Raw genomic sequence first — 22,344 nt, 5'->3', positions numbered from 1 at the left:
CAAAAAGTACAGTATTATCGCTATGAGAATTAACTGAACTAAAGATATCCTTCTTCCAGCACGCAGAAAGCGACGATTTAATCCTCTAGCCATTAAGTTACCCCCTCAAAACTTATATTCTCTTTATTTCAGGCATTCTCTTTATTTCATATTTTATACTTTCTGTCTGACAAATAGTATAAAAAAATAAACCGAATCTTGAACCAATTTTTAAAAACAGGTCTGCTGGGAATCGAACCCAGGTTCGGAGCTCCGGAGGCTCCAGTGATATCCTCTACACTACAGACCTTTTAGTGAAAAAACTATGACCGATTTGCTGACAGATAAAACTGTAATCAGCTAACTGGCTGGTTATAGTGCTAAATAGCTTATAAACTTAATCCTTAACGAAACTGGAATATCCTTTAACTGGAATATCCTTTAACTGGAATATCCTCAAATTACATAGGAACGGGTTAAAAGAAAACTTAGCCTGGAATTTCCAGGATAGTTTTACTCTTGCCACTTCTGGCCGTACTTTTCATCATATACTATTTCGGAAAGAGCCCTGCGTGTTGAGGTCCTTTCCTTTGGAACTGGTTCTCCTATTGCGAGAGCGGCCATTAGCTCAAGATCTGGAGGGCATCCCAGAATGGAATTGACCTCTTCTTTTTGATTCAGGATTTCTCCAAGCCATACTCCGCCAAGGCCCAGTTCGCAGCAAGTAAGGAGCATATTCTGGATTGCAGCTCCTATTGCCTCGACATCTTTTGTCCTGTTGTAAGAGGTTTCATTGTCAAGAAAAGTAGCAATAAGCAGAGGCGCCCCTGCCACAATACCGGAATAATGCGTACATTTCGAGAGTTTCTGGATAGTCTCCCGATCCCGGATAACAATGAAACGCCAGGGCTGGTTGTTCAACCCGGAAGGAGCCCAGTGCCCTGCGTTCAGGATCATGTTGATATCTTCCTTGCTAACAGGTTTGTCCGTAAACTCCCGGACGCTTCGTCTGTTAAGGATAGTGTCAATGACTTTGGTTTCCCCTGTTACTGGCATTAATTCTCCTCCGGATTGATTTTCTATTTCTAGCTTAATGAACTTTCTCTATGCAGGCTGTCAATTATAGAATAAATTACAGAATAGATCAGTCGTGATCAGTCGTCATCGATCTTCTTGTTGAGCCAGGGGATGTTTGCACGGATCTGCTTTCCGACAACCTCAAGCTGGTGTTCCTTTTCCTGGCGTTCCATGGCTTTGAGTACAGGATGGTTAACCATGCCTTCGAGCACGAATTCCTTGGCAAATTCGCCGTTCTGGATTCTTGCTAGAGCTTCGTACATGGCTTCACGGGACTCCTCGTTAATGATCCTGGGGCCAACGGTCATACCTCCGTATTCTGCGGTGTTAGAAACCGAATGCCACATTCTCTCAAGCCCGCCTTCATAGATAAGGTCAACAATGAGTTTAACTTCGTGGCAGGTCTCGAAATAGGCCATCTCAGGCTGGTATCCTGCCTCAACAAGCACCTCAAAGGCGGTCTTGATAAGGGACGAGATTCCTCCGCACAGGTCAACCTGTTCTCCGAAAAGGTCGGTTTCGGTTTCCTCACGGAAGGTGGTTTCATAGACACCTGCCCTGGTTGCACCGATTCCTTTGGCATAAGAAAGAGCAATGTCTCTGGCATTTCCGGTTGCGTCCTGGTAGACTGCAATCAAAGCTGGCACTCCGATGCCTTCGGTATAGGTTCTTCTTACAATGTGACCAGGGCCCTTGGGAGCAGCCATGAAAACATCAACATTCTTTGGGGGGACAATCTGGCTATAGTGAATATTAAAACCATGTGCGAAAGCAAGTGCGTTGCCGGCTTCCAGATTTGGCTCAATTTCAGAGTAATAGACCGAGGCCTGTTTTTCGTCCGGAAGAAGGACCATGATAACATCTGCAGCTTTTGCAGCTTCTGCTACGGTCATAACTTTCAGGCCGTCACCTTCGGCTTTTGCCCAGCTTGAACTGCCGTTTCTAAGCCCAACAACAACATTGAGCCCGGACTCATGGAGGTTGCGGGCGTGAGCGTGACCCTGGCTTCCATAGCCCATTATTGCGATAGTTTTGTCCTTAAGTGCATCAAAAGTAGTCTCGTTATCATAAATTATAGTTGCCATGTTTGATTCTCCTGATGAATTCTTCAGTTTTGAGCAAAGCCCCTTATCTTTTTCGGGAAGCACATTATTATGAAATCCGTTCACTTCCCTGAGAATTAAGTTGCTTTATATCGATTCTCAGAAAGTTGCTTTCTTCGGATAGGGGCAGCTTTTGAAGTTCCAGCAGATGCTTGAAACTCAGGCCTACTTTTAATGAAGCTTCGAGGGTTTTAAAACGCTTCCGGCTACCCCAATCTGTAAAAAATAATTAAGCAGCTACTTTTCTTTACCTGTCCCTTATTATTTAAACCTTCTTTGGTCCTCGCACCAGGGCAATCTTACCCGTTCGGACCATTTCCTTAATTCCGAACTGCCTGAGGAGTTTTTCAATTGCCTGAATTTTGGCTTCATCCCCGGTTACTTCGATAGTCATGGATTTGGGAGCTACATCCACTATCCTTGCCCTGAAAATATCTGCAATTTGGATGATCTCGGTTCTTGCGTTCACATCAGCTGTAACTTTTATGAGTGCGAGCTCTCTCTCTACAGCTTCATCTCCTCCAATGTCCGAAACTTTGATTACATCAACTAGCTTGTTAAGCTGCTTTGTAACCTGTTCGAGCACATGGTCATCTCCATCGACTACTATAGTCATTCTGGAGGTTTTGGGATCTTCAGTGACTCCTACAGCCAGGCTGTCGATATTATATCCGCGCCTTGAAAAGAGCGAAGCCACCCTTGAGAGAACTCCAGACTTATTTTCCACAAGGACTGCAAGCGTATGTTTCATTATTGCTCCTCCAGGTCGAGAACTCTATCAGCCGTTGCCTTACGCAGATCAGGCATAGCGCAGGGAGTGTCTGCATGCTCTTCCATATCAAGGATTTCGTTGATTGCAGCACCTGCCGGCACCATAGGATAAACATTTGCCTCACATTCAACAATCACTTCAACGACAGCAGGTCTACCCGAATTGACAGCCTCCTCGATTGCAGGCCTTACTTCGGACGGCCTTTCCGCACGCAGTCCAAGAGCTCCGTAGGCTTCGGCAAGTTTCACGAAATCTACACTGCCCTTAATAAATGTATGGGAATATCTTCTGTCGTAGAACAATTCCTGCCACTGTCTGACCATACCTAGATAACCGTTATTCAGGATCACGGAAACAACTGGAATATCATTCTGGACTGCAGTTGCAAGTTCCTGAGAGTTCATCTGGAAAGAGCCATCGCCTGCAATGTTAACAACCGTTTTATCCGGCCTGCCGACTTTTGCTCCTATGGCTGCAGGGAAACCGTAGCCCATCGTGCCAAGCCCGCCTGATGTGATGAATGTGCGGGGTTTTTTATATTTGAAGAATTGAGCTGCCCACATCTGGTGCTGCCCAACCTCAGTAACTATGATTGCATCCTTGCAGGCTTCAGAGATTTGCTCGACGACAAACTGAGGCATTATAACATCAGGTGACATCTGTTTATAGGTAAGTGGATATTCCTTCTTCCACTGTTTTATCTTTTCAATCCATGCTCCTGAATTGCAGCGCTTGATATATCTATTCAGGGATTTGAGCACCTGTTTTGCGTCCCCGACAATTGGAATCTGAACCTTTACGTTCTTGGAAATCTCTGCAGGGTCGACATCGATATGGATAACCCTGGCGTTGGGAGCAAAGGATTCGAGTTTTCCGGTCACACGATCATCGAACCTTGCACCTACGGCAATAATAAGATCGGATTCCTGAATGGCATAATTTGCATATTTGCTCCCATGCATACCAAGCATCCCGACATATAGAGGATGTTCTGTCGGAATTGCACCTATTCCCAGAAGGGTAGTCGTAACCGGAGCATTAATTGTCTCGGCCAGTTCTACAAGCTCGGCGCTGGCATTAGAACTTATCACGCCGCCGCCTGCGTAAATAATAGGCATGCAGGACTTTGAGATTTCTTCAGCGGCTCGTTTGATTTGCTGGATATTGCCTTTGTAAGTTGGCTTATACCCTCTAAGCTCTACTTTGTCAGGATAGTAAAAGTCAATCTCCGCGTTCTGTACATCCTTTGGAAGGTCAATTAATACCGGGCCAGGCCTTCCGGTAGAGGCGATGTGGAAGGCTTCTTTTACAATTCTCGGGAGTTCGTTTACATCCTGTACGAGGTAGTTGTGCTTGGTAATGGGCTGGGTAATTCCCTTAATATCGGCTTCCTGGAAAGCATCGTTACCTATAAGGAACGTCGGAACCTGCCCTGTTAAGGCTACAATAGGTACTGAGTCCATGTATGCGGTAGCAATACCTGTTACCAGGTTGGTTGCTCCGGGACCTGAGGTGGAAACGCAGACCCCGGTCTTTCCAGTAGCACGGGCGTACCCGTCCGCAGCATGAGCTGCTGCCTGTTCGTGGCGCACAAGTATATGGCGCAGATTCGAATCATAAAGTTCGTTATAGAAGGGAATGATCTGCCCTCCTGGATATCCGAAGATGGTGTCAACCCCTTCTTCTTCCAGGCACTTTATCAGAGCCCTTGCGCCATTAACTTTTTCTGTTGACCCGGTTGTCATTATTTAACTCCTTTTTATTTATTGAAATGGGATTTAACTGGATACTCACCTGAAGATAAGTACATCTCCAGTATGGGTGTCTTTATCAGAAATATTTTATCTCTCACACTCTCAATTTTTCGTTGTTAATTTTGCAAATATTTTCATAATCGATCATGTTATTTATGGATAAGGTTTTCTCCTGACCCCAGAAACATAAACAGTATGTGATCCGAAAATCTTTCCAGCAGGAAAAAGGAGAGAGGGCAGAGAAGCCCCCTGAGAAATTTTTATATTTATTCTTTCTGGAATCATTCGTCTCGGATAAGACGGTTCATGCCGTTCATTACAGCTTCTACGGAAGCCATAATAATGTCCGTCCTTGCTCCGCTTGCGGTGACTACCTTTCCATCCTTGGAAAGTTTTACCCTTACTTCAACAAGGGCATCGGTTCCGCCGGTGATCGAGTCTACATGATATTCTTCAAGGATAATATCTTCCGCACAGGAACTTACAGCTCTACGGATTGCATTGATTACAGCATCTACAGGCCCGTTTCCGATTCCTGCCTGTACTATATCTTTGTCTTTTACATTGAGTTTTATCGATGCCGTTGGAGTCACCCGGTTTCCGGATACGATAGTAAACTCTTCCAGTTTTACCAAGGGCTCTTTATATATATCAAGTACATTTTCCGCAATAGTCTGTAGGTCAGCATCAGTTACATGCTTTCCCTGGTCACCCATCTGCTTGACCCGGTTGAATATTTCCTCGGTCTGGACATCATCAGCCTCAAGCCCCATTTCCTTTAATGCAAGAGTAATAGAGCTACGTCCTGCATGTTTTCCAAGCACGATCTGGCGTTGCCTTCCGATGTATTCGGGACTCATAGGCTCGTAGGTTGCCTTATCGGCCAGAAGACCATGAACGTGAATACCTGCTTCATGAGTGAACGCATTTCCACCTACAAGGGCCTTATTGGGTGATACAGGAATGCCTGTAAGCCGGCTTACAAGCCTTGAAGTCCGGTAGATCATTTCATGTTTGATGCCAGTATCGTATTTATAGAGCCATTCCAGGCTCATTACTACTTCTTCAAGGGATGCGTTTCCAGCCCTTTCTCCTAACCCATTTATAGTTACATGGGCCTGCTTTGCCCCTGCTGCAAGGGCAGCAACCGTGTTTGCAGTTGCAAGACCGAAATCGTTGTGGCAGTGAATACTAATAGGGGCTTTTAGGGAAGAAGACAGGTCACGGAAAATCTCTGTTGTCTTTTCAGGTACCAGAAGGCCTACTGTATCGCAGAAACATAACCTGTCAGCGCCTGCAGCTATTCCGTCGGCGTAGATAGCCTTTAGGAACTCAGGGTCTGCACGTGAAGCATCTTCTCCGCTAAGTTCTACAATCAGACCGTGATCCTTGGCATACTCTGTTACTTCGGCTGCGATCTGCCGTACTGTATCTCGATCTTTTTTGATTTTTGTCCTTATATGAAGATCCGAAACAGGTGCTACTAGGTGGATAGAATCAACGTCACATTTCAGAGCATGGTCAACGTCGGACTTTACAATCCTGCAGTAGCTGCAGATTTCGGCATCAAGCCCTGCATTTGCAATAGTTTTGATAGATTCCCTTTCACCTTCGGAAGTGATTGCAGAGCCTGCCTCAATTACCGATACTCCCATCTCATCAAGAGCTCTTGCAATTAAGAGCTTTTTGTCCTTTGTCAGGGCAACGCCAGGTGTTTGTTCACCGTCTCTCAAAGTAGTGTCCAGAAAGTGGATGTTTTCGAATAATATAATCCCTCAGTTATTATTTTATTCTGATATGTTTCCTTTGGCAATACAGGATATAATATCTGTTTTTTATACTTATTGCTTAATATACTTATTATTTTATAATATTATGTCCTATTTTGCAAAGCTCCATTTATTATACAAATTACATATATCTTTTCTTGGTAACCCAAGTATTTCAGGAAGACCTCCGTGTTTACTCGTGGCTCTCTGAAACTTTGCTTCAATAAGTAGACCATAGTATTTTTACTTTCCAGTTAACAATATATTTGATTTTTAAAAGCTTGCGACTTGAAAAGAGATATCATAGGGCACGTAAGAGTCAATGATGCTCCATACGAAATAACTGTAGATCTAAAAAAAGTTCCTAAGACCTATGACTTATCGGTCCTCTGTTATATTCCCTTCAGAGATTACTTGGCGGTTATCAGGCAGGGTTTAACCGTAAAACCGCTTCTCTTCTGGAAACAATGTGCCAATAGAAATATTGAAAAGTATACAGTTTGAAAAGTATACAGTTCCCAGCCAGCAAAATAAATTATAAAATATTAGGACAGAAGTTATTTCGTTTGATTTTTGTACTTCAAGTTGTTTGTTTTGATTTTTTGTGCCTGTATAAGATAAATAAGCAGCTTTAATTTTATAGCTGCATATTACCCCCCGAGTTACTGATATTTTGTAAAAATTTGTACTAAAAAGTTGTACTATCTACCTTTAAAGTTCCAACTCTCTTGTATCTTACCTTGTGTCTTTTCAGCACTAACTTCAGCTTCTTAAAGGACTTCTACTAAGTCTTATTTTAAAGCTGTTTCTAAATCAACACGCTGAATCTAAGATACTCTTGGCATTATGACTGGATGTAGCGGCATATCATATCAGATACAGCCGCATAACGCACGAGTATTTATTTTCCAAATACTTTTTTGACCTGACCTTTCTTTTCTTGTATCTTGCCTTCTGTCTTTTCAGCACTACCTTCGGCTTCCAGATCACGATCTCCTGTTATTTCTCCTACAGTTTCTTTAACCTCTCCTTTTGCTTTGTGGTACTTACCTTTAACTTCATCGTCTGTACTTGATTTCATTTTGTTCCCCCAATTCAATATTTCTTATTCAATTCAATGTTTTTTATTAATCTATTGAATGTCTCAGCTCAGGTATCTTTCAGTAGATACAAGCAGAAAAATCCTGAGAATTCTCGGCGCTACTTGCCGTGATCCCCAGTTTAATATTCTATATATTATAATAATAAGTTTCCTCTTATAAACTTTGCATAATAACATTTTTGAAAAAGAGTATCTGGCCTTATAGGATTTATGGTAAAGTTAAATTGATATGCATTGATTATCTCTTCTACATCTAAAATACTATTTGTTTAATTTTAATACCAAAGCTTTCACTGACTGCTTTGCAACTTTCTATTATTAAAAATGAAAAATTTCCTTAAAAGTATTGAATAGCGCGTATAAAATTAATCTCAAAACTCAAAACTGTGTCCCTTAGTCTCAATTACAGACAATCAGTGGAGCACATAATCCTTAGGATGCTTTTGAAATCCTTATTGTTATCAGGACAGTATCGTCTGGATGAATTCTTGATTAAAACAGTTGATTCTCAGTTTTATAGTCAAAATATATAGCCCGAGGTTGGGAATAAGCAACCTCGTTCTCAAAATATTGATTGTAGGGTAACATTATTAATCGACCAGTATGCTTAAGGGTTGTGTTTCTCTCTGAAATTACTAATAAATTGACAACTCAAGCTTTAAACCTTAGCTTTTACTCTTAGGGCTCATCCTCTCGGCAGTCTTCCGAACTTCTTCTGCCAGTTTATCTGTACTTTCCCTGATATTCTTTATAAGGTCATTTAGAGCCTTTTCACCTGTTTCGCCTTTTTGTCCGGCAGTCTCTTTGGCCTTTTCTACAGTCTCCTCTCCTTCACCCTTTAGTTGCTCTACAGACTCTTTAGTTTTCTCACCAGCCTGCTCTCTAAGTTTTTCGACCTCTTCTATAAGTTTCTCTGTAGCCTCCGTCAGCCCCTCTACAACTTCTTTGAGATTCTCTGTAAGCTCCGTTATTACAGTTCCGAGGTCTTGTATGGCTCCCTGTAGTGCCTGCCCTAGATCTTCTGTGGTCCCTTCTACAGTCTTCCCTACACCTTCTGTGACGCCTCCCACAGTTTTTCCGATACCACCTGTAAGGCCACCTACAGTCTTCCCAAGACCTTCTGTTGCCTTTCCAACACCCTGAGTGGCCTGACCCTCAGCCTCCTCAATCTTACCTTCAGCTTTTTGAGTTTTACTTTCCTCTTGACTCTGAGCGCTCATGATATACCTCCTTCCCAAAAATTTCTTTTTAATCTTGTAGAATGATCGCAGCTATTACCCCTCTCAATGAATATCCAAATTTTTCCACATTTTGGCATTGATAGCCGTAATTATTCCACTTGATATTTTATTATCTTAGTGCCATTATATTAGTAATATTATAATATAAACTAATTCTTCCTAAAATTCTGCTTTAATAGGATTTTTGAGAAGGAGGGTTTAGTTATTCAAAGAATTAAAGCTCCAGAGATATCAAGGATCTTTGATATATTCACGGCATCTATTATTCTTTTACTGATTTCCTCAAGGTTTACATATTAACTCGAAATTTTACCACCCTAGTTTTCGGATTTGCTTAGTAGTAAACTCTTAGGCGTAGTTGTCCTAATTTTTTTGAGCTCTCTGAAACCGGATTTTAGATAAAATAAGTAGGAGAGCTTTTTTATCTACCTCAATGAGGAAATAAGCTTAAACAAAGGAATAGAAGTAAACAAAGGAAGTAAAAGAAGTTTAATGTGGAAATTGATCTAACATCATTTAATTTATTACAAAAAATTAAATGTAGTTTCAATAACATTCGATATGGCCCGGAAGAACTCGGTATATACATTTTATTCTAAAATCATCTACTCCACAAATTATGCCTTAGTTATTATGCCTTAGTTTATACAAGCTCCATTATCGCTTTCTCTTATAATTTAGATCTTCTTTTAAGGTCATTAGTAAGTATTCCATTGAGGAAACAAATTCATCTAGCATTGAATAAATCATCTCGCTTCCTTGGTTCGTTGGAATATATACCTTTGATCTCATATCACCTTTGGTAGTGCTTGCTTCGAGAATGTTTTTTTCTTTAAGAGTGTATAATACCTGATAAACGGAGCTTTGATTAATAAATACTTGATATTGCCTGAAAATCTCTTTTACAATATCTTGCCCACACATTGGCTGTGTCTTTAAAATAGAAAGCACTATTACTTCAAGGTGTTTTTTGACTAGATTTTCAATATCTGATTCTTTTTGGATTTCAAAATCTGAGTCTCTAACAAGAGATCCTTGTCTTGAATGCAACTATATGTCCCCTCGGAATTTGGTAAACTATTAAACTATTATTTAATGGTCAGCATTCAATCTTTTTTTAGGAATTTAGGTGATTTAAATAAATTATCGAGTACTCTGGAAGATTAGCATATTTCTCAAAGCTTGGAAATAATTTGAGAACTTTTGGTTACAGCCTTGCAGTTACCAGCTCTATTACTGTGTAGCTCTATTACTGTGTATTACTGTGTATTTTATTCATATTTTGTTTTATGTTAGTTCTTGAGAATAATATAATTTTCAAATTATATATCTTTATACGAAGTAATATTTGTTTTAATTATATTTCCATTTTTGCAGAAATCAATATCTTAAATAGATAAATAAAATTCAAAATCAATATCAATAGTCTGCTTTCGGGTAACAGGGCGATTGCATTTATCTGATCGTATAGTACAATTTTAGGATAATATTATAAAACATATTTTGTAACAAAAAAACGAATATCCTAAGTTACTTCAACTTCTGCGAACCTAAAAGATAAGGAAAAAACTAAGTTATACAGGTCGGAAGTTTATTTTTTTGGAAAATATTTTCGTAGCTGCATACTCTCAGAGCAAAAAATTCCAGGTTATAAACTTCGATATGTATAGCTTAAACTGAAGTTAAACAAATAGTGAAAGAGGGGGTGGAAGTTTGGTAAATAATAGTCCTGATAGTTCCGGTCTCGTAGAAGTACTGGATCTGATACTCGATAAAGGCGTAGTTATAGACTTATGGGCTAGGGTTTCACTTGTCGGGATTGAAATACTTACAATTGAAGCCAGAGTGGTTATAGCATCTGTAGATACGTTCCTACACTATGCAGAAGAGATCACAAGGATTGAAAAAGCTGCGGAAGCAATCGAGGAAGCACAAAAGGTTAGTGCATAAGAAGCAAGATCTGACTTTCTTTCTTCCTCGATGTAGTGTCACATATATAGGTTCCAAAGAGGATTATCTAATATATTATTTAGGAGTTTGGTCTCAGAATTAGCATAAAACTCAAACTATGTTTGAGTTTTATGTATTTTTTGACATTACTAGCTGAGAATTCATGCTTGTTTGGAAGGGGTTGTATGGAGGAAAAGAATACAATCGAAGAAGTAGGGGATAAAGCGCTTCATCATATAGAACATCTCATTAAGAAAAAAGCTGAGGGGGTTGTGGGTATATCCAAGGAAGGAGAAAACTGGATTGTCCAGTTAGAAGTCCTGGAGAGAAGATCAGTCCCTGATACACAGGACATATTGGGGATGTATCAAATGAAGCTTGATATGGACCTTAATGTTGCGGAATACAGAAGAGTGGGATTGCGACGTAGAGGAGTCATGATAACACAAGATGAGTGTTATATTAACTAGTATGAGCGAACTCAACGATACATCAAAATCGTCTCTTAATAATTAACAAAAACTATCTGTAAGCAGCTTTAAAGGCCTCAATATTAACTACTTCAAAATAGAACGATTTGTCAAAAATACCTTGACTTATCGTGCTTGCCTTGTACTAAGTAAGGCTATGTGCAGAAGCGAAATGCTTAGTATTATCCATAGGATTCAAAGTCTTGTTAAGTCCCGGAACTATATCTACTACTTTGGAGACTAAAGGATGTAGCTCTCCTGAAATATCAATGATTTATTAACAAAAGATTTGCAAAGCTGTATTTAAAGAAAACAAGTGTCCATAATATCTTTATTAACACCTCATAGTAGCTTACACACCTGATAGCACAATTCTATATGAGTTTCTGAAATCTCACCTTGGGGGGAATAAAAGGTGAATACAGACAATGAGAATGGTAGATATGTATACTGCATAATAAAGGCTCAAGAGGAGCAAGAAAGTTTCGGAAACATAGGCTTTCAGGGAAAAGAAGTATACACTGTCAAATATAAGGAATTCTCTCCTGTTGTAAGTGATATGCCTTTTAAGAAATATGATATTGATAACGAAGAGGATATAAAAATCCATACTTCGGTAGTTAATGAGGTAATGAAGAAGTATAGTGTTATTCCTGTAGCATATGGCATGGTTTTTAAAAATAAAAAACTGGTTGATGTCTCCATGCGTTTTGGTTATAAGGCCATGAAAAAAGCCATGAAAATTGTGGATAATAAGGTCGAACTCGGAGTAAAGATAATTTTGCCACAGGATTTTGATGGGAACTTACAAAAGGTAGAACAGTGCAAATCCGAGTTTTCAAAAAGTCTTAAGCAAATTGCTTTTGACTCCAAAAATCTCAATCTTTTCAGCAAGCGTCTTATAATGAATGGCTCGTTTCTCGTGGAAAAAGATAAGATTCAAGTTTTTTCCGATGAAGTTGAAAGGCTCAGAACCAAATATGATTCTTTTAAGGTTCGTTATAGTGGTCCCTGGTCACCTTACAATTTCGTAGATATACATATAATGTCTCAACAGAGAGGAGGTTTTAGATAATGCTCCTCATTGACGATCTCATTCTTCGGTCAATTGGGATTACAATTCCAGGGCTTGACTTGATTTACACACTAGAAATCATAAGAGATTTTGCATTTAAGGAACTTTACAATCCTGAAAAAGTCAAAAACGGGCTAAAAGAAAACCAAATGTTATACGAATTTGGCGAAATCTCAAGAGCTGAATTTGAAGAAACAAGATCAAAGCTCATGGAGCAACTCAAATTCGCAGAGCGTTTCGAGGAGATGAACCTCAGTGTCAGAAGTGACATCTTTGCCTAAAAAAAGAAAAAGCACAAAAACTCAGAATTTAGAATCTATGGATCTGGAATCAAGAAAATCATGCGGAAATATAATGAATTTTTTCAAAACACTTGAAGAAATGGAAACAAAAAAAATATCTGAGAAATCGGGAAGAAATAATTGCAAGGGACCGGTTGGCTCGAAAATAGATTACTCTTATCATATCAAAATAAATGATCCTGCAAGACAAGAAGAAAATCCCAAAAAACCTGAATTTCAGAAATTAAGGTCTAAAAAGAAACTCAGAGACTGATAATATAGAATATGTAGGTCCTTTACCCAGGTTTCAAAAAATTAAGTTCTACAAGATGTGCAAAATAAAATTAGAGAAAAAAGAAAGCTCTAAAAACTTGATTTGGGAATAATTTGTTACATCTTTCAAAAAGACTCATAGAGAGACTCCCAATCCGCATTACAAAGGAAAAAGTTCTAAGATCAACTGAAAAAATGTCGATATATCATATCTCTGGACTTATAAGATCAAGGAGTGGAATGCGAATTAGTAAAGAGGTGAAATATGACAAACTCAAATTCGGTTGTTAAGGAGTCGGGAGGGCTTGCTGATGTAGTAGACAGAATTCTCGATAAAGGGCTTGTGCTGAATGCCGATATTTCTGTATCCGTTGCTGGTACAGAACTTCTTGGTGTAAAAATTACAGCTACTATTGCATCCTTTGAGACTGCGGCGAAATACGGGCTTGAATTTCCTTCTGGAACTAATTTAAATGCTCCAGCCTGGGAGAAAGTATCTGAAACATACGCAAACTGCCCAGAATGCGGAAACCGAAGAGAAGAAAGACTTCTGATACATGAAGGATGTCCTGTTTGTGGATGGGAAAGCCCGCTTAAGAAGAAAAGCGTTCCTGCGTTGAGTCAAAATGATTCGGATAAATCTGACAATATATTGTACAGGAATTTGTAATGTTTATATGGGCTTGTAATAAGGGAGAGTGAAATGGAAAAAGATAACGCAGAAAAAGAATCTGAAGCCAGATCCGTAAAAGAGAAAGAGGAGTTGAAATCCAAAGTCAAGGCTATGGAAGAAAGGATAAAGGAACTTGAGAAAAGCCTTGGTGAAAAAAAGGAACCTGTCGGATATGGTGGAGAAAGTATTGTTGGAGAACTTGTAAGTTCTCTTATCCCAGGCTTTGGAAAAATAGTAAAAACTCTTGAAAAGACCTCTCCAGAGTTTAGACAGAGAATTGCAGACACTGATTCGGAAATTAAACATAGGCTCGAAACTGGCTGGAGTGATAAAAAGCCTACTGTAAGCTATGGCCTGTCAATAAGGCCTCTTGACACCAGACCCGGAAAAGTCTCGAAAAGAGGAACGCCTAATACAAAAATAAAAGAAGTAAAGATTGAGTCTTCAGAAATTGAGCCTGTTTTTGACGTCTTCGAGGAAGAGGGGAATGTTTCCGTAATTGCTGAAATTCCGGGGGCCAATGAAGAAGATGTCCAAATAGAACTTGAAGGCAGCAAACTGCAGATTTCTGCGGGATTGTACAGTAAAACCGTAGTTTTACCTACAGAAGCAGAAGCAATCATGGAAAAAAGTTTTAAGAACGAGGTACTGCAGCTAAAAATAAAAAGCAAAAAAAACGCTGATTTAGATTAATCAAAGGAGAGAGTGCCATGCCAATTGAGATTGATGAAAAAAATCTGAAAAAAGGCTTATTGGGCCTTGTTGTAGCTCTTGTTGAAATAATAACGGAGTTACTTGAAAAGCAGGCACTTCTTAGAATCGAAAATGAGAGCCTTAGCGACGAAGAGATCGAGAGACTCGGAGAGGCACTTGCAGATCTGAGTGAGGCACTTGAAACCATAAAGGCGGACAACAATATCGAAGATACTGTCGAATCCGTGCGTTGCGGACTGGATGAAGTCGTAGATGATGTAGTGGATAAGTTAATGAACCCTGCAAGATGGGCTAAAGAGGTAGAGAAACATGACCGAAACCGACCAGGCGAGATATCTTTACTTGATAGCTAACACGGAAGAAGAAAGAAGTTTGGGGGATATTGGGCTCGGTGATAGGCCTGTGTATACGATTGTTTTTCAAGATATTGCAGCTGTTGTACATGCTTCGAAACCCGAACCCGAGCCTGCAAAGAGTGAAGAGCAGGCTAAACAATGGATTTTGAATCATAATTATGTGATCGACAGAGCTACTGAAAATTTTAATACAGTACTGCCTTTTTCTTTCGGATGTCTTGCCAGAGGGGATGACGAAGCCATAAAAAGATGGCTTCAAAAAAACTACGGATTATATAAAAGAGAGCTTGAGAGATTAAAAAATTCTGCAGAATATTCGATACAGATCTTTTACGACCCTAAGATTCTGGAAAAACAGATTATTGAGACGATACCTGAACTTAAAGAGATAGATCAGAAAATAGAAATCATGCCAAAGGGAAAGGCCTACATTTTCAAAAAGAAATTCGAACTGGGTTTGAAGCAAGCAGTAAGCGATCATCTGGCAAGCATGGGGAGGGAATTTGGAAAATTAATAAAAGAAAATTCAATACAAACAATAATTGAGGAAAAAATCCCCTATGTGCCTGAAAAATATGCAGGTAAAAAAGTTATGGTTTCGTTTTCTTGCCTTGTTGCCCAGGAGAACGTTGACAGACTTGGGCAAAGCCTTGAGAAGATAAACAAAAGAGAAGAATTTGCAGTAAGATTTACAGGGCCGTGGGCACCTTTCAATTTTGTTGATCTCAAGGGGAATATTGAGGATGAAACCTGAACGTGAAAAAGACAGTCTTGGGGAACTGCTGAACAGAATGGTCACAAAAGGTGTACTTATTAATGCCGATGTTATAATTTCACTTGCAGGAATTCCCCTGCTTGGAGTAAAACTGGAAGCTGCAATTGCATCCATTGAGACCATGCTTGAATATGGACTTTTTGAAGAGCTTGATAAAAAAACTAGAGCCTGGCAACTCGAACATCGGAAAACAAGCCCTCTACTTCAAGAAGACGAAGAGATTGAATTACAATTCTACGGCTCTTTTTTTCAGGAACTTCATCCGATTTGGAAATACTGTTTCATATATGTAACCAACCACAGGATTTTTGGATGGAATAAGGCTTTTAACAAAATTCTTTTTGAAATCCCGCTTGCCAAAATTCAAATGACTACTATTTGCAAAGGAATCTATCATGATGAAGAACGAGATGAACTTTGCCTGAGCCTGGAAAATGAAGAAAAACTGTATCTTCATTCAAGTGATCTTATTGGGCTACAGGATCAGATTTGCAAGCTCATCCCTGAACCTGTCAGAGGAAGCTAATTAGCTCTAAATTAAAAAATAGGTCATTACGGCTGTTGTATTATATAGCCGAAACTGCCTATTCTCTGACAGTGCCTTACAGAGGTACAACTTTATTGGCGCAACTCTGCTAGCGCTAAGCAAAAATTCAGAAGAGAAACTGGTTTCACGTCAATCCTTAAGGATTGAACCATTCTGAATTTTCTATTGGTTTTTTGCGAGCTTTTGTTCTTGACGCGACATCTTATCTTTATAAATATTTTCCAATATTCTCTATTGCTTTTACAATGAGGGAAACGCACGATTCAATATCTGCTGTGTCTAGGACTTCAACAGGGGAATGAATATATCGGGTGGCTATGCTGACTGTGCCTGTAGGGATACCTTCTCTTGTGAGGTGTATTGAGGTTGCATCGGTTGTGCCTCCTGATCCAACGCCAAGCTGGTAGGGAATATCATTTTGAGCGGCAGTTTCTTTAAGCCACTTAAGAATCTGCGGATGAGCTATAAGGCCTCTTCCGGAAGCATCGGCTACGGTGATTACAGGTCCTTTCCCGAGTTCCAGGGCAGAATCAGTTTTATTAATGCCCGGATGGTCTCCAGGAATAGTTGTGTCAAGGGCAAGCGCAACATTTGGACAAATTCCAAAAGCACAGGTTCTTGCTCCCTTCAGTCCTACCTCTTCCTGCACAGTACCTACGGCATAGATATTTGCTTCAATTTTATGTTTTGAAAGCCGTTTCATAACCTCAATAAGGATAACTATGCCTGCACGGTTGTCAAAGGCCTTGGAAGTTACCTTTCCGTTTGCCAGGGGCACAAACTCCCGGTCTATAGAGGCTGTCGTACCTATTTCAATTCCCAGGTTCTCGGCATCTTCTCTGTCTTTTGCTCCGATATCAATGAACATATCGTCGAGCTTCACGGGTTTTTTCCTATCTTCTTCCTTCATTACATGAGGAGGCTTGGATCCGATAACTCCGGGAATTGAACCCTTTTTGCCATGAAGTACAACTCTCTGATTAAGAAGTGTCTGGTCAAACCATCCTCCGATCCCGACAAACCTGAGGAAGCCATTGTCATCAATATACCTGACCATAAGCCCAATTTCGTCCATATGGGCAGCTAGCATTATGGAAGGACCTTCTCCTTTTTTGAGTGCTATAAGGTTTCCCATGCAGTCTCTGCGCATGGTATCAACATAGGGTTCAAGCTCCTTTTCTAGGAGTTCTCGGATATTATCTTCAAAGCCTGAGATTCCATGAGCATTGGTGAATTTTTCAAGCAGAGATTTTATCTCTCTGAGGTTTCCGCTTTTTTCCATTTTCGAGTATCTCCTACATATCAGTTTAGAGTTAAAATTTATCTCATTAAGATTAATTATAATTTAATAAGGTTAATTATAATTATCCATTTATTATTTCACATTATTAAATGCTTTTTTACAATCTCTTTTTGATAAATGACTTTTTATGATTATTCCTGCAGGCTATTTCTTAAATTCTTATCAGGGTTAATTAAGTCATTTTCACTTCTAGTTAATTATTGTACTGTTATCTATTAAGATTACTATTATTTAAGTTTCTGGCAGGAGGGTTCCAGATTAATTTTTAAGATGACATGGGGAGATTTTTCGGAAGCTATAAGAACAGAAACATTAAAATCCCTTCAGGTTTATTGAGGACTCAGGTGAAAATCAATATGACTGCAGAATTACCCCCTCAAGTTCAGAACCAGATAGCACAGCTTCAGCAGATACAGCAGCAGATACAGGCTCTGGCTATGCAAAAATCACAGGTTGAAGCTATGCAAAAAGAGTCCAAAATGGCTCTTGATGAGCTAGAAAGACTCACTGATGATGTAGTAGTCTATCGCAATGTAGGGGAGCTGGTAATTAAAACGAGCAAGGGAGAATCCATTACAAAACTGAAAGATAGGGAAGAAACTCTCTCACTCAGGCTTCAGTCAATTTCCAGGCAGGAAGAAAGACTCACATCTCGCTTTAAACAGCTTCAGGAGCAGATTCAGCAGGCTTTGGGCACCAGAGCACAATAATTTTATTTTTCATTCCCGCATAGGAATATAAAATAAAATATGTCTTTGCCAAAATGCATATAAAAGTCATGCCGAAATCCTGAGTTTCTTGAATCCAGGGAGATCGATGCCTATAAGAACGATAGGCAGAGTGGACAATGGAAGTTGATGAAGCGGAGTTTTTCAATCGGCTCCTCGACTATCGAAACATTTTATATTTGTGCCACCGGAATGCAGATCCGGATGCGATTAGCAGTGCTTTTGCCCTTTCCGAGGCTATTGGAGGCACTGTTGGACTTGTGGACGGCTGCAACCGTGTAGCATCTGTGCTTATAGAAAGACTTTCGATTGAGGTTGTGGATAAACCCAATCCGACTGATTACGGTTTTGTCGTTGTGGTTGATACCTCAACTAAGGCGCAATTAAATGATCTGGAACTTACAAAGTATTGCGTAATTGATCACCATATAACTACTGCTCTGACAGAAAATGCCGAGTTTTACCTTCACAGGAACAGTACTTCTACCGTAGAAATCGTTTACAATATTTTAAAAGCAATGGGTGCACCTATTAACCGACGGGTAGGTATCGGTATGCTCACAGGAATCGTAACTGATACCGGGCATTTCAAACATGCATCGGCAGATACATTTCGAACAGTAGCGAAAATTATAGAGGACAGCGGAGTTGAATACGGGGAAGTGCTGGATCTTATGGCTGCTACCCCACAGGATATCTCCATGCGCATAGCTATCCTGAAAGCCGCAAGCCGTGTCGAGCTTGATAGAGTACAGGATATGTTGATAGCATCTTCCCATGTAAGTTCTTTTGGAGGCTCTGCATCTTCCATGCTTATTAATATTGGTGCAGATATTGCTTTTGTTGGTACGGCCAAAGGTGAAAACGTCAGAATAAGTGCAAGAGCAAAACGTGATGCTGTAAGTGCCGGAGTTAATCTTGGCCAGCTAATGGAAGATATCAGTAACGAATACCACGGTACAGGCGGTGGACATTCCGGAGCTGCCGGAATCGATGTAGTTGGCGACATGAAAGAAGTGCTGGATAAATGCAGGGAGAAAACAAAGAAAATTCTTGAAGCTTCTCTTGGAGAAACGTCAAAAGAAATCTCTTTTGAGGATGAAATCAAAAAGCTTGAAAATGAATGATGTTATAAAATAGAAAGATTTCATTCTTCTGAATATATTTCAAAAATCCTGTACTTCGTACTATACTTGAAATTTCTTTTTCCTTTATGATTACTGGAATTCGGCAATTGAATAAGATAATAATTGAATAAGATAATTATACAATTTACCGGCTATGATTAAACCTATAGAAGTTCTTCAAAATCCACATTGGTTTACTTAAAAGACTTTGTCCTATATGCAGCCAGCTCTCAGGTTTACTCATTAAATCTTTTTTTAGCCTAACAGCTAATATTTATATGAGAATCTAGCTTAACCTTCATATTACTCCAGCTAACTTTCATATTATATTTGCCGGAAATATATATCCGTTGGAAATAATATACTCCGGAGTAAGAAGGCAATCTTTTAAATAAATGGAGAGAGACCCGAGACCGAAACATGACCTTAAAGGGGCATGATATGAGTTACTCAAAAGACAAACTACAGAATACAGGGCCTGACATTAAGAGCCCAGAACATAAGATATACAGAGTGTGAAAATATGCCAGAATACTGGGATCCTGAGATAGAAACCATGCCTGTAGAGGATTTAAAAAAGCTGCAGGAAGAAAAGTTGAAACAACTTGTTCATTATGTGTATGAGCGCTCCCCCTTTTACAGAAAAAGGTTTGATGAACACGGGGTTAAGCCAGAGGATATTAAAACTCTTGATGATATCAGGAAGTTACCTTTTACAGTTAAGCAGGATCTCAGAGATACCTATCCAACAGGTATGTTTTGCGTCCCGAACTCCAAACTCGTCCGCTTTCATGCCTCCTCGGGCACAACAGGTAAACCGACCGTAGTAGGGTATACCCAAAAGGACATCGATGAATGGGCTGAGTCCCTCGCAAGAGCATTTAACTCTGTGGGAATGGGGAAAGATGATATTCTTCAGGTAAGTTACGGGTACGGGCTTTTTACAGGTGGGTTGGGTGCGCATTACGGAAGCGAAAAACTGGGCGCGACCGTTCTCCCTACAAGTTCAGGAAATACCGAACGCCAGCTTGAACTGATGAGAGATCTCGGTGTCACTGCTATAGCCTGCACGCCTTCTTATTTCCTTTACATGATCGAAACGGCAAAAAAAGAAGGCATCAGTATCATGAACGATACTAAATTAAAGAGAGGATTCTTCGGAGCTGAGCCCTGGTCCGAGGAGCTTAAGATACGTATCGAAGACGAATCCGGGATTAAAGCTTTTGATATTTACGGAACTTCGGAAATGAGCGGTCCTCTTTTTACCGAATGCTCGGCGCAGTCCGGAATTCATATCTGGGCAGATAAATTCCTGGTTGAGATTCTAAATCCTGAGACCGGAGAACCTGTTCCTGACGGGGAGAGCGGTGAACTCGTAATTACAACTCTCACTAAAGAAGCGCTTCCTTTAATCCGTTACAGGGTAAGGGACATAACCCGAAAGCTTTCAGAGCCCTGCGAGTGCGGAAGAACTCACCCTCGGATTACACGCATCAGTGGCCGTTCAGATGATATGATTATCGTGCGCGGCATCAATGTATTCCCAGGCCAGGTAGAATCGGTCCTTATGAAGATTCCTGAAGTTGGGAACCATTTCATGATCATTGTAGATAGAATAGGGCCCCTTGATTCCATGAAAGTCCAGATCGAAATGCATGAGTCTGCTTTTAGTGATAAGATGTCAGATATGATGGCACTTAAAAGAAAGATTTCAAGTGCACTTAAAAGCGTACTGAATCTCGCAGTTGAGGTAGAACTGGTGGAACACGGTTCTCTTCCTCGCTCAGAAGGGAAATCAAAGAAAGTTATCGACAAGCGAAATATTTGAAATTTTTAAATACCGAAAATGAAACCTGCAAAATATTACTGTTCTGCAGGTTTTACTTTTTTAGGGTGATCTCCCAAAATTTCTCTTATATTATATAATACATAGCTAGATGTAAAGTTCTCAGATTTAAAACAAAATAGCCAACAATAAAATGGCCAGTACAGAAATGTTTTGTGCTTATAAAAGAACAATGTCTGTGAATTACACTCGAACAGAGCAGTTAACTGATGAACTAACTCTAACTAATTATAAGCTTAATAACTGTGTAAGCTTAAAATATACATAGAGACTTATTATACTCTGGTAAGAAAATTATAAAAAGAAATAAGAGAGAATAAGAATAAGCAGTATAAGGATATAGAAAAGCAATATAAGGACATGGGTGCTGGAATGGAAGATAAAATTATAAAGCAGATTTCCCTTTTTGCGGAAAATAAGCCTGGCAGACTTGCAAACGTCGCAAATAAATTGAAAAGCGCCGGCATAAATATCAGAGCTTTTACCATTGCCGAGTCCGGGGACTTCGGAATAATCCGCATGGTTGTGGACAGGTCCGATTATGCTCACAGTATACTCCACGATGCAGGGTTCACCGTTTCCGAGACCAACGTACTGGGAATTGAAATGGATGATGTCCCTGGCAGTATGTCCCGTATTGCAGAAGTATTTGGAAAAGCCAAGATCAATATTGATTATGCATATGCCTTTGTCACCAGGGATCAGAAAGCCCTTTTAATAGTCAGGGTAAATGATATTGAGAAGGCAATTAAAACGCTTGAAGAAGAGAATATCAAGCTCATAAGCATGAAGGAAATGGAAAAGATCTGATTTTAACGAAAAACGGATTTTCCCGCAAAGAAAGCATTTTTAGAGGAAAAACGAAACTATCCAGAATCCGATATATTTGTCTTCGTAAGATTCTGGAGCGGCTTCTTTTTACGGCTTCTGGGCAAAACCTTCATAATAGGTTTATATCCTGCAAACTTCCTTGAAATTCTAACCGGATAAATATATATATAATAAATATAAAAAGATATATATACGAAGTGAAAAAAGTTGCCAGGGGAGCAGGTCACCGGTTTGACTACAATGAAGGAAAATAAAAGTAACTTCCAAGAGAACGCACAAAGTTCCTCAAAAAATAAGCTTGGTGGAGTCCATACAACAATTATCGGGGGAAGGACTGGCAAAAAACTTGTAAAGCTTGTAAGCCAGCACCCTGAAGTAAAAAAGGTAATCCCAACCGTAATTTCTGTAAAAGGTGTTGCAGGAGGAAGCCTGACTGGAAAGATATTACGTGCGGATGCGAGAGGGAATTTGAGGCTATTGCTCTCTGAAGGTAGGAGTTTTCAGGAAATAAGACTGGTAACAACAGTTGGGACCGCTGAAGAGGGAGATAGAATTATGGATGAACTGAATGAAATCTTAAAAACTGCCCTCTGAGGCA

24 protein-coding genes, 1 tRNA gene and 1 pseudogene are annotated in these 22,344 nt (G+C 39.8%); 16 read left to right on the top strand and 10 right to left on the bottom strand.

The window, feature by feature from the left end; genetic code table 11:
- Positions 1–217 precede the first annotated feature (217 nt).
- The 6 genes from BP549_RS08260 to BP549_RS08235 form a co-directional block, all read right to left on the bottom strand.
- Positions 218–289, bottom strand: a tRNA-Arg gene (locus BP549_RS08260).
- A 203-nt stretch (positions 290–492) separates the two neighbouring features.
- The gene (locus BP549_RS08255; protein WP_292379719.1) at positions 493–1,035 is read right to left on the bottom strand and encodes a nitroreductase family protein; all 543 of its coding nucleotides are present in this window, start codon (positions 1,033–1,035) and stop codon (positions 493–495) included.
- A gap of 98 nt (positions 1,036–1,133) precedes the next feature.
- The gene (gene ilvC, locus BP549_RS08250; protein WP_292371625.1) at positions 1,134–2,141 is read right to left on the bottom strand and encodes a ketol-acid reductoisomerase; all 1,008 of its coding nucleotides are present in this window, start codon (positions 2,139–2,141) and stop codon (positions 1,134–1,136) included.
- Between the two features lie 283 nt (positions 2,142–2,424).
- Positions 2,425–2,910 (bottom strand): acetolactate synthase small subunit, encoded by a 486-nt coding sequence (ilvN, locus tag BP549_RS08245; protein ID WP_292371622.1) that lies wholly within the window; start codon positions 2,908–2,910, stop codon positions 2,425–2,427.
- Positions 2,910–4,676 carry an acetolactate synthase large subunit gene (locus tag BP549_RS08240; RefSeq protein ID WP_292379718.1) on the bottom strand — a complete coding sequence of 589 codons (1,767 nt, stop codon included), beginning with the start codon at positions 4,674–4,676 and terminating at the stop codon, positions 2,910–2,912. Before BP549_RS08240 ends, ilvN begins: the two co-directional genes overlap by 1 nt.
- Before the next feature lie 290 nt (positions 4,677–4,966).
- Positions 4,967–6,439: a (R)-citramalate synthase gene (locus BP549_RS08235; protein WP_422655880.1), complete on the bottom strand. Its 1,473-nt coding sequence runs from the start codon at positions 6,437–6,439 to the stop codon at positions 4,967–4,969.
- A 303-nt stretch (positions 6,440–6,742) separates the two neighbouring features.
- Here BP549_RS08235 and BP549_RS08230 point away from each other — a divergent pair, with 303 nt between their 5' ends.
- Positions 6,743–6,958, top strand: coding sequence for a hypothetical protein (locus tag BP549_RS08230; RefSeq protein ID WP_292379716.1), 216 nt, complete (start codon positions 6,743–6,745; stop codon positions 6,956–6,958).
- A gap of 397 nt (positions 6,959–7,355) precedes the next feature.
- On the opposite strand, the gene BP549_RS08225 is transcribed toward BP549_RS08230, so the two are convergent.
- From BP549_RS08225 to BP549_RS08215, 3 genes are all read right to left on the bottom strand, one after another.
- Positions 7,356–7,535 carry a CsbD family protein gene (locus BP549_RS08225; protein WP_292371616.1) on the bottom strand — a complete coding sequence of 60 codons (180 nt, stop codon included), beginning with the start codon at positions 7,533–7,535 and terminating at the stop codon, positions 7,356–7,358.
- A gap of 686 nt (positions 7,536–8,221) precedes the next feature.
- Entirely contained in the window at positions 8,222–8,776 is a 555-nt protein-coding gene (locus BP549_RS08220; protein ID WP_292379715.1) for a hypothetical protein, read from the bottom strand.
- A 678-nt stretch (positions 8,777–9,454) separates the two neighbouring features.
- Positions 9,455–9,847: a PadR family transcriptional regulator gene (locus tag BP549_RS08215; protein WP_292371612.1), complete on the bottom strand. Its 393-nt coding sequence runs from the start codon at positions 9,845–9,847 to the stop codon at positions 9,455–9,457.
- Between the two features lie 663 nt (positions 9,848–10,510).
- On the opposite strand from BP549_RS08215, the gene gvpA reads away from it, so the two are divergent.
- The 10 genes and pseudogenes from gvpA to BP549_RS08165 all read left to right on the top strand — a co-directional run bounded on the left by gvpA (position 10,511) and on the right by BP549_RS08165 (position 15,890).
- Positions 10,511–10,747: a gas vesicle protein GvpA gene (gene gvpA / locus BP549_RS08210; protein ID WP_292371610.1), complete on the top strand. Its 237-nt coding sequence runs from the start codon at positions 10,511–10,513 to the stop codon at positions 10,745–10,747.
- A gap of 185 nt (positions 10,748–10,932) precedes the next feature.
- A complete protein-coding gene (gene gvpO / locus BP549_RS08205) occupies positions 10,933–11,217 on the top strand; it encodes a gas vesicle protein GvpO (RefSeq protein ID WP_292371609.1) in 285 nt (94 codons plus the stop codon).
- 415 nt (positions 11,218–11,632) lie between these two features.
- A complete protein-coding gene (locus tag BP549_RS08200; protein WP_292379713.1) occupies positions 11,633–12,292 on the top strand; it encodes a GvpL/GvpF family gas vesicle protein in 660 nt (219 codons plus the stop codon).
- On the top strand, positions 12,292–12,573 hold the full coding sequence (locus BP549_RS08195) for a gas vesicle protein GvpG (RefSeq protein WP_292371605.1): 282 nt from the start codon (positions 12,292–12,294) through the stop codon (positions 12,571–12,573). The genes BP549_RS08200 and BP549_RS08195 overlap by 1 nt, the downstream gene beginning before the upstream one ends.
- Positions 12,574–12,610: 37 nt before the next feature.
- Entirely contained in the window at positions 12,611–12,847 is a 237-nt protein-coding gene (locus BP549_RS08190) for a hypothetical protein (protein ID WP_292379711.1), read from the top strand.
- Positions 12,848–13,111: 264 nt separating this feature from the next.
- A pseudogene (locus tag BP549_RS15790) lies at positions 13,112–13,288 on the top strand (gas vesicle protein); the annotation flags it as partial.
- A 261-nt stretch (positions 13,289–13,549) separates the two neighbouring features.
- Positions 13,550–14,212 (top strand): hypothetical protein, encoded by a 663-nt coding sequence (locus BP549_RS08180; RefSeq protein ID WP_292379705.1) that lies wholly within the window; start codon positions 13,550–13,552, stop codon positions 14,210–14,212.
- Positions 14,213–14,229: 17 nt separating this feature from the next.
- Positions 14,230–14,586 carry a gas vesicle protein K gene (locus BP549_RS08175; RefSeq protein ID WP_292379703.1) on the top strand — a complete coding sequence of 119 codons (357 nt, stop codon included), beginning with the start codon at positions 14,230–14,232 and terminating at the stop codon, positions 14,584–14,586.
- Positions 14,543–15,343, top strand: coding sequence for a GvpL/GvpF family gas vesicle protein (locus BP549_RS08170; protein ID WP_292379701.1), 801 nt, complete (start codon positions 14,543–14,545; stop codon positions 15,341–15,343). Before BP549_RS08175 ends, BP549_RS08170 begins: the two co-directional genes overlap by 44 nt.
- Positions 15,333–15,890, top strand: a complete 558-nt coding sequence (locus BP549_RS08165) for a gas vesicle protein (protein WP_292379700.1) — start codon at positions 15,333–15,335, stop codon at positions 15,888–15,890. The genes BP549_RS08170 and BP549_RS08165 overlap by 11 nt, the downstream gene beginning before the upstream one ends.
- A 229-nt stretch (positions 15,891–16,119) precedes the next feature.
- Here the strand turns inward: BP549_RS08165 and BP549_RS08160 are convergent, their stop codons facing one another.
- Positions 16,120–17,193, bottom strand: a complete 1,074-nt coding sequence (locus BP549_RS08160) for a M42 family metallopeptidase (RefSeq protein WP_292379697.1) — start codon at positions 17,191–17,193, stop codon at positions 16,120–16,122.
- A gap of 377 nt (positions 17,194–17,570) precedes the next feature.
- Here BP549_RS08160 and BP549_RS08155 point away from each other — a divergent pair, with 377 nt between their 5' ends.
- The 5 genes from BP549_RS08155 (at position 17,571) to BP549_RS08135 (ending at position 22,340) form a co-directional block, all read left to right on the top strand.
- On the top strand, positions 17,571–17,924 hold the full coding sequence (locus BP549_RS08155) for a prefoldin subunit beta (protein WP_292371720.1): 354 nt from the start codon (positions 17,571–17,573) through the stop codon (positions 17,922–17,924).
- Positions 17,925–18,061: 137 nt separating this feature from the next.
- Positions 18,062–19,069, top strand: coding sequence for a DHH family phosphoesterase (locus tag BP549_RS08150; RefSeq protein ID WP_292371590.1), 1,008 nt, complete (start codon positions 18,062–18,064; stop codon positions 19,067–19,069).
- Between the two features lie 523 nt (positions 19,070–19,592).
- Positions 19,593–20,897: a phenylacetate--CoA ligase family protein gene (locus BP549_RS08145; RefSeq protein WP_292379694.1), complete on the top strand. Its 1,305-nt coding sequence runs from the start codon at positions 19,593–19,595 to the stop codon at positions 20,895–20,897.
- 390 nt (positions 20,898–21,287) lie between these two features.
- Positions 21,288–21,725, top strand: coding sequence for an ACT domain-containing protein (locus tag BP549_RS08140; protein WP_292379692.1), 438 nt, complete (start codon positions 21,288–21,290; stop codon positions 21,723–21,725).
- Between the two features lie 261 nt (positions 21,726–21,986).
- Positions 21,987–22,340 carry a DUF2103 domain-containing protein gene (locus tag BP549_RS08135; protein ID WP_292380769.1) on the top strand — a complete coding sequence of 118 codons (354 nt, stop codon included), beginning with the start codon at positions 21,987–21,989 and terminating at the stop codon, positions 22,338–22,340.
- Positions 22,341–22,344 lie beyond the last annotated feature (4 nt).

The sequence above is a fragment of the Methanosarcina sp. UBA289 genome (genome assembly GCA_002496565.1).
Classification (GTDB): domain Archaea; phylum Halobacteriota; class Methanosarcinia; order Methanosarcinales; family Methanosarcinaceae; genus Methanosarcina.
This window is presented reverse-complemented; position numbering and strand designations above follow the sequence as displayed.

Coding starts and splice junctions, on each gene's coding strand:
- BP549_RS08255 (WP_292379719.1), bottom strand. CDS start 1,035: ATGCCAGTAACAGGGGAAACCAAAGTCATTGACACTATCCTTAACAGA.
- ilvC (WP_292371625.1), bottom strand. CDS start 2,141: ATGGCAACTATAATTTATGATAACGAGACTACTTTTGATGCACTTAAG.
- ilvN (WP_292371622.1), bottom strand. CDS start 2,910: ATGAAACATACGCTTGCAGTCCTTGTGGAAAATAAGTCTGGAGTTCTC.
- BP549_RS08240 (WP_292379718.1), bottom strand. CDS start 4,676: ATGACAACCGGGTCAACAGAAAAAGTTAATGGCGCAAGGGCTCTGATA.
- BP549_RS08225 (WP_292371616.1), bottom strand. CDS start 7,535: ATGAAATCAAGTACAGACGATGAAGTTAAAGGTAAGTACCACAAAGCA.
- BP549_RS08220 (WP_292379715.1), bottom strand. CDS start 8,776: ATGAGCGCTCAGAGTCAAGAGGAAAGTAAAACTCAAAAAGCTGAAGGT.
- gvpO (WP_292371609.1), top strand. CDS start 10,933: ATGGAGGAAAAGAATACAATCGAAGAAGTAGGGGATAAAGCGCTTCAT.
- BP549_RS08195 (WP_292371605.1), top strand. CDS start 12,292: ATGCTCCTCATTGACGATCTCATTCTTCGGTCAATTGGGATTACAATT.
- BP549_RS08190 (WP_292379711.1), top strand. CDS start 12,611: ATGGATCTGGAATCAAGAAAATCATGCGGAAATATAATGAATTTTTTC.
- BP549_RS08180 (WP_292379705.1), top strand. CDS start 13,550: ATGGAAAAAGATAACGCAGAAAAAGAATCTGAAGCCAGATCCGTAAAA.
- BP549_RS08175 (WP_292379703.1), top strand. CDS start 14,230: ATGCCAATTGAGATTGATGAAAAAAATCTGAAAAAAGGCTTATTGGGC.
- BP549_RS08170 (WP_292379701.1), top strand. CDS start 14,543: ATGACCGAAACCGACCAGGCGAGATATCTTTACTTGATAGCTAACACG.
- BP549_RS08165 (WP_292379700.1), top strand. CDS start 15,333: ATGAAACCTGAACGTGAAAAAGACAGTCTTGGGGAACTGCTGAACAGA.
- BP549_RS08160 (WP_292379697.1), bottom strand. CDS start 17,193: ATGGAAAAAAGCGGAAACCTCAGAGAGATAAAATCTCTGCTTGAAAAA.
- BP549_RS08155 (WP_292371720.1), top strand. CDS start 17,571: ATGACTGCAGAATTACCCCCTCAAGTTCAGAACCAGATAGCACAGCTT.
- BP549_RS08150 (WP_292371590.1), top strand. CDS start 18,062: ATGGAAGTTGATGAAGCGGAGTTTTTCAATCGGCTCCTCGACTATCGA.
- BP549_RS08145 (WP_292379694.1), top strand. CDS start 19,593: ATGCCAGAATACTGGGATCCTGAGATAGAAACCATGCCTGTAGAGGAT.
- BP549_RS08140 (WP_292379692.1), top strand. CDS start 21,288: ATGGAAGATAAAATTATAAAGCAGATTTCCCTTTTTGCGGAAAATAAG.
- BP549_RS08135 (WP_292380769.1), top strand. CDS start 21,987: ATGAAGGAAAATAAAAGTAACTTCCAAGAGAACGCACAAAGTTCCTCA.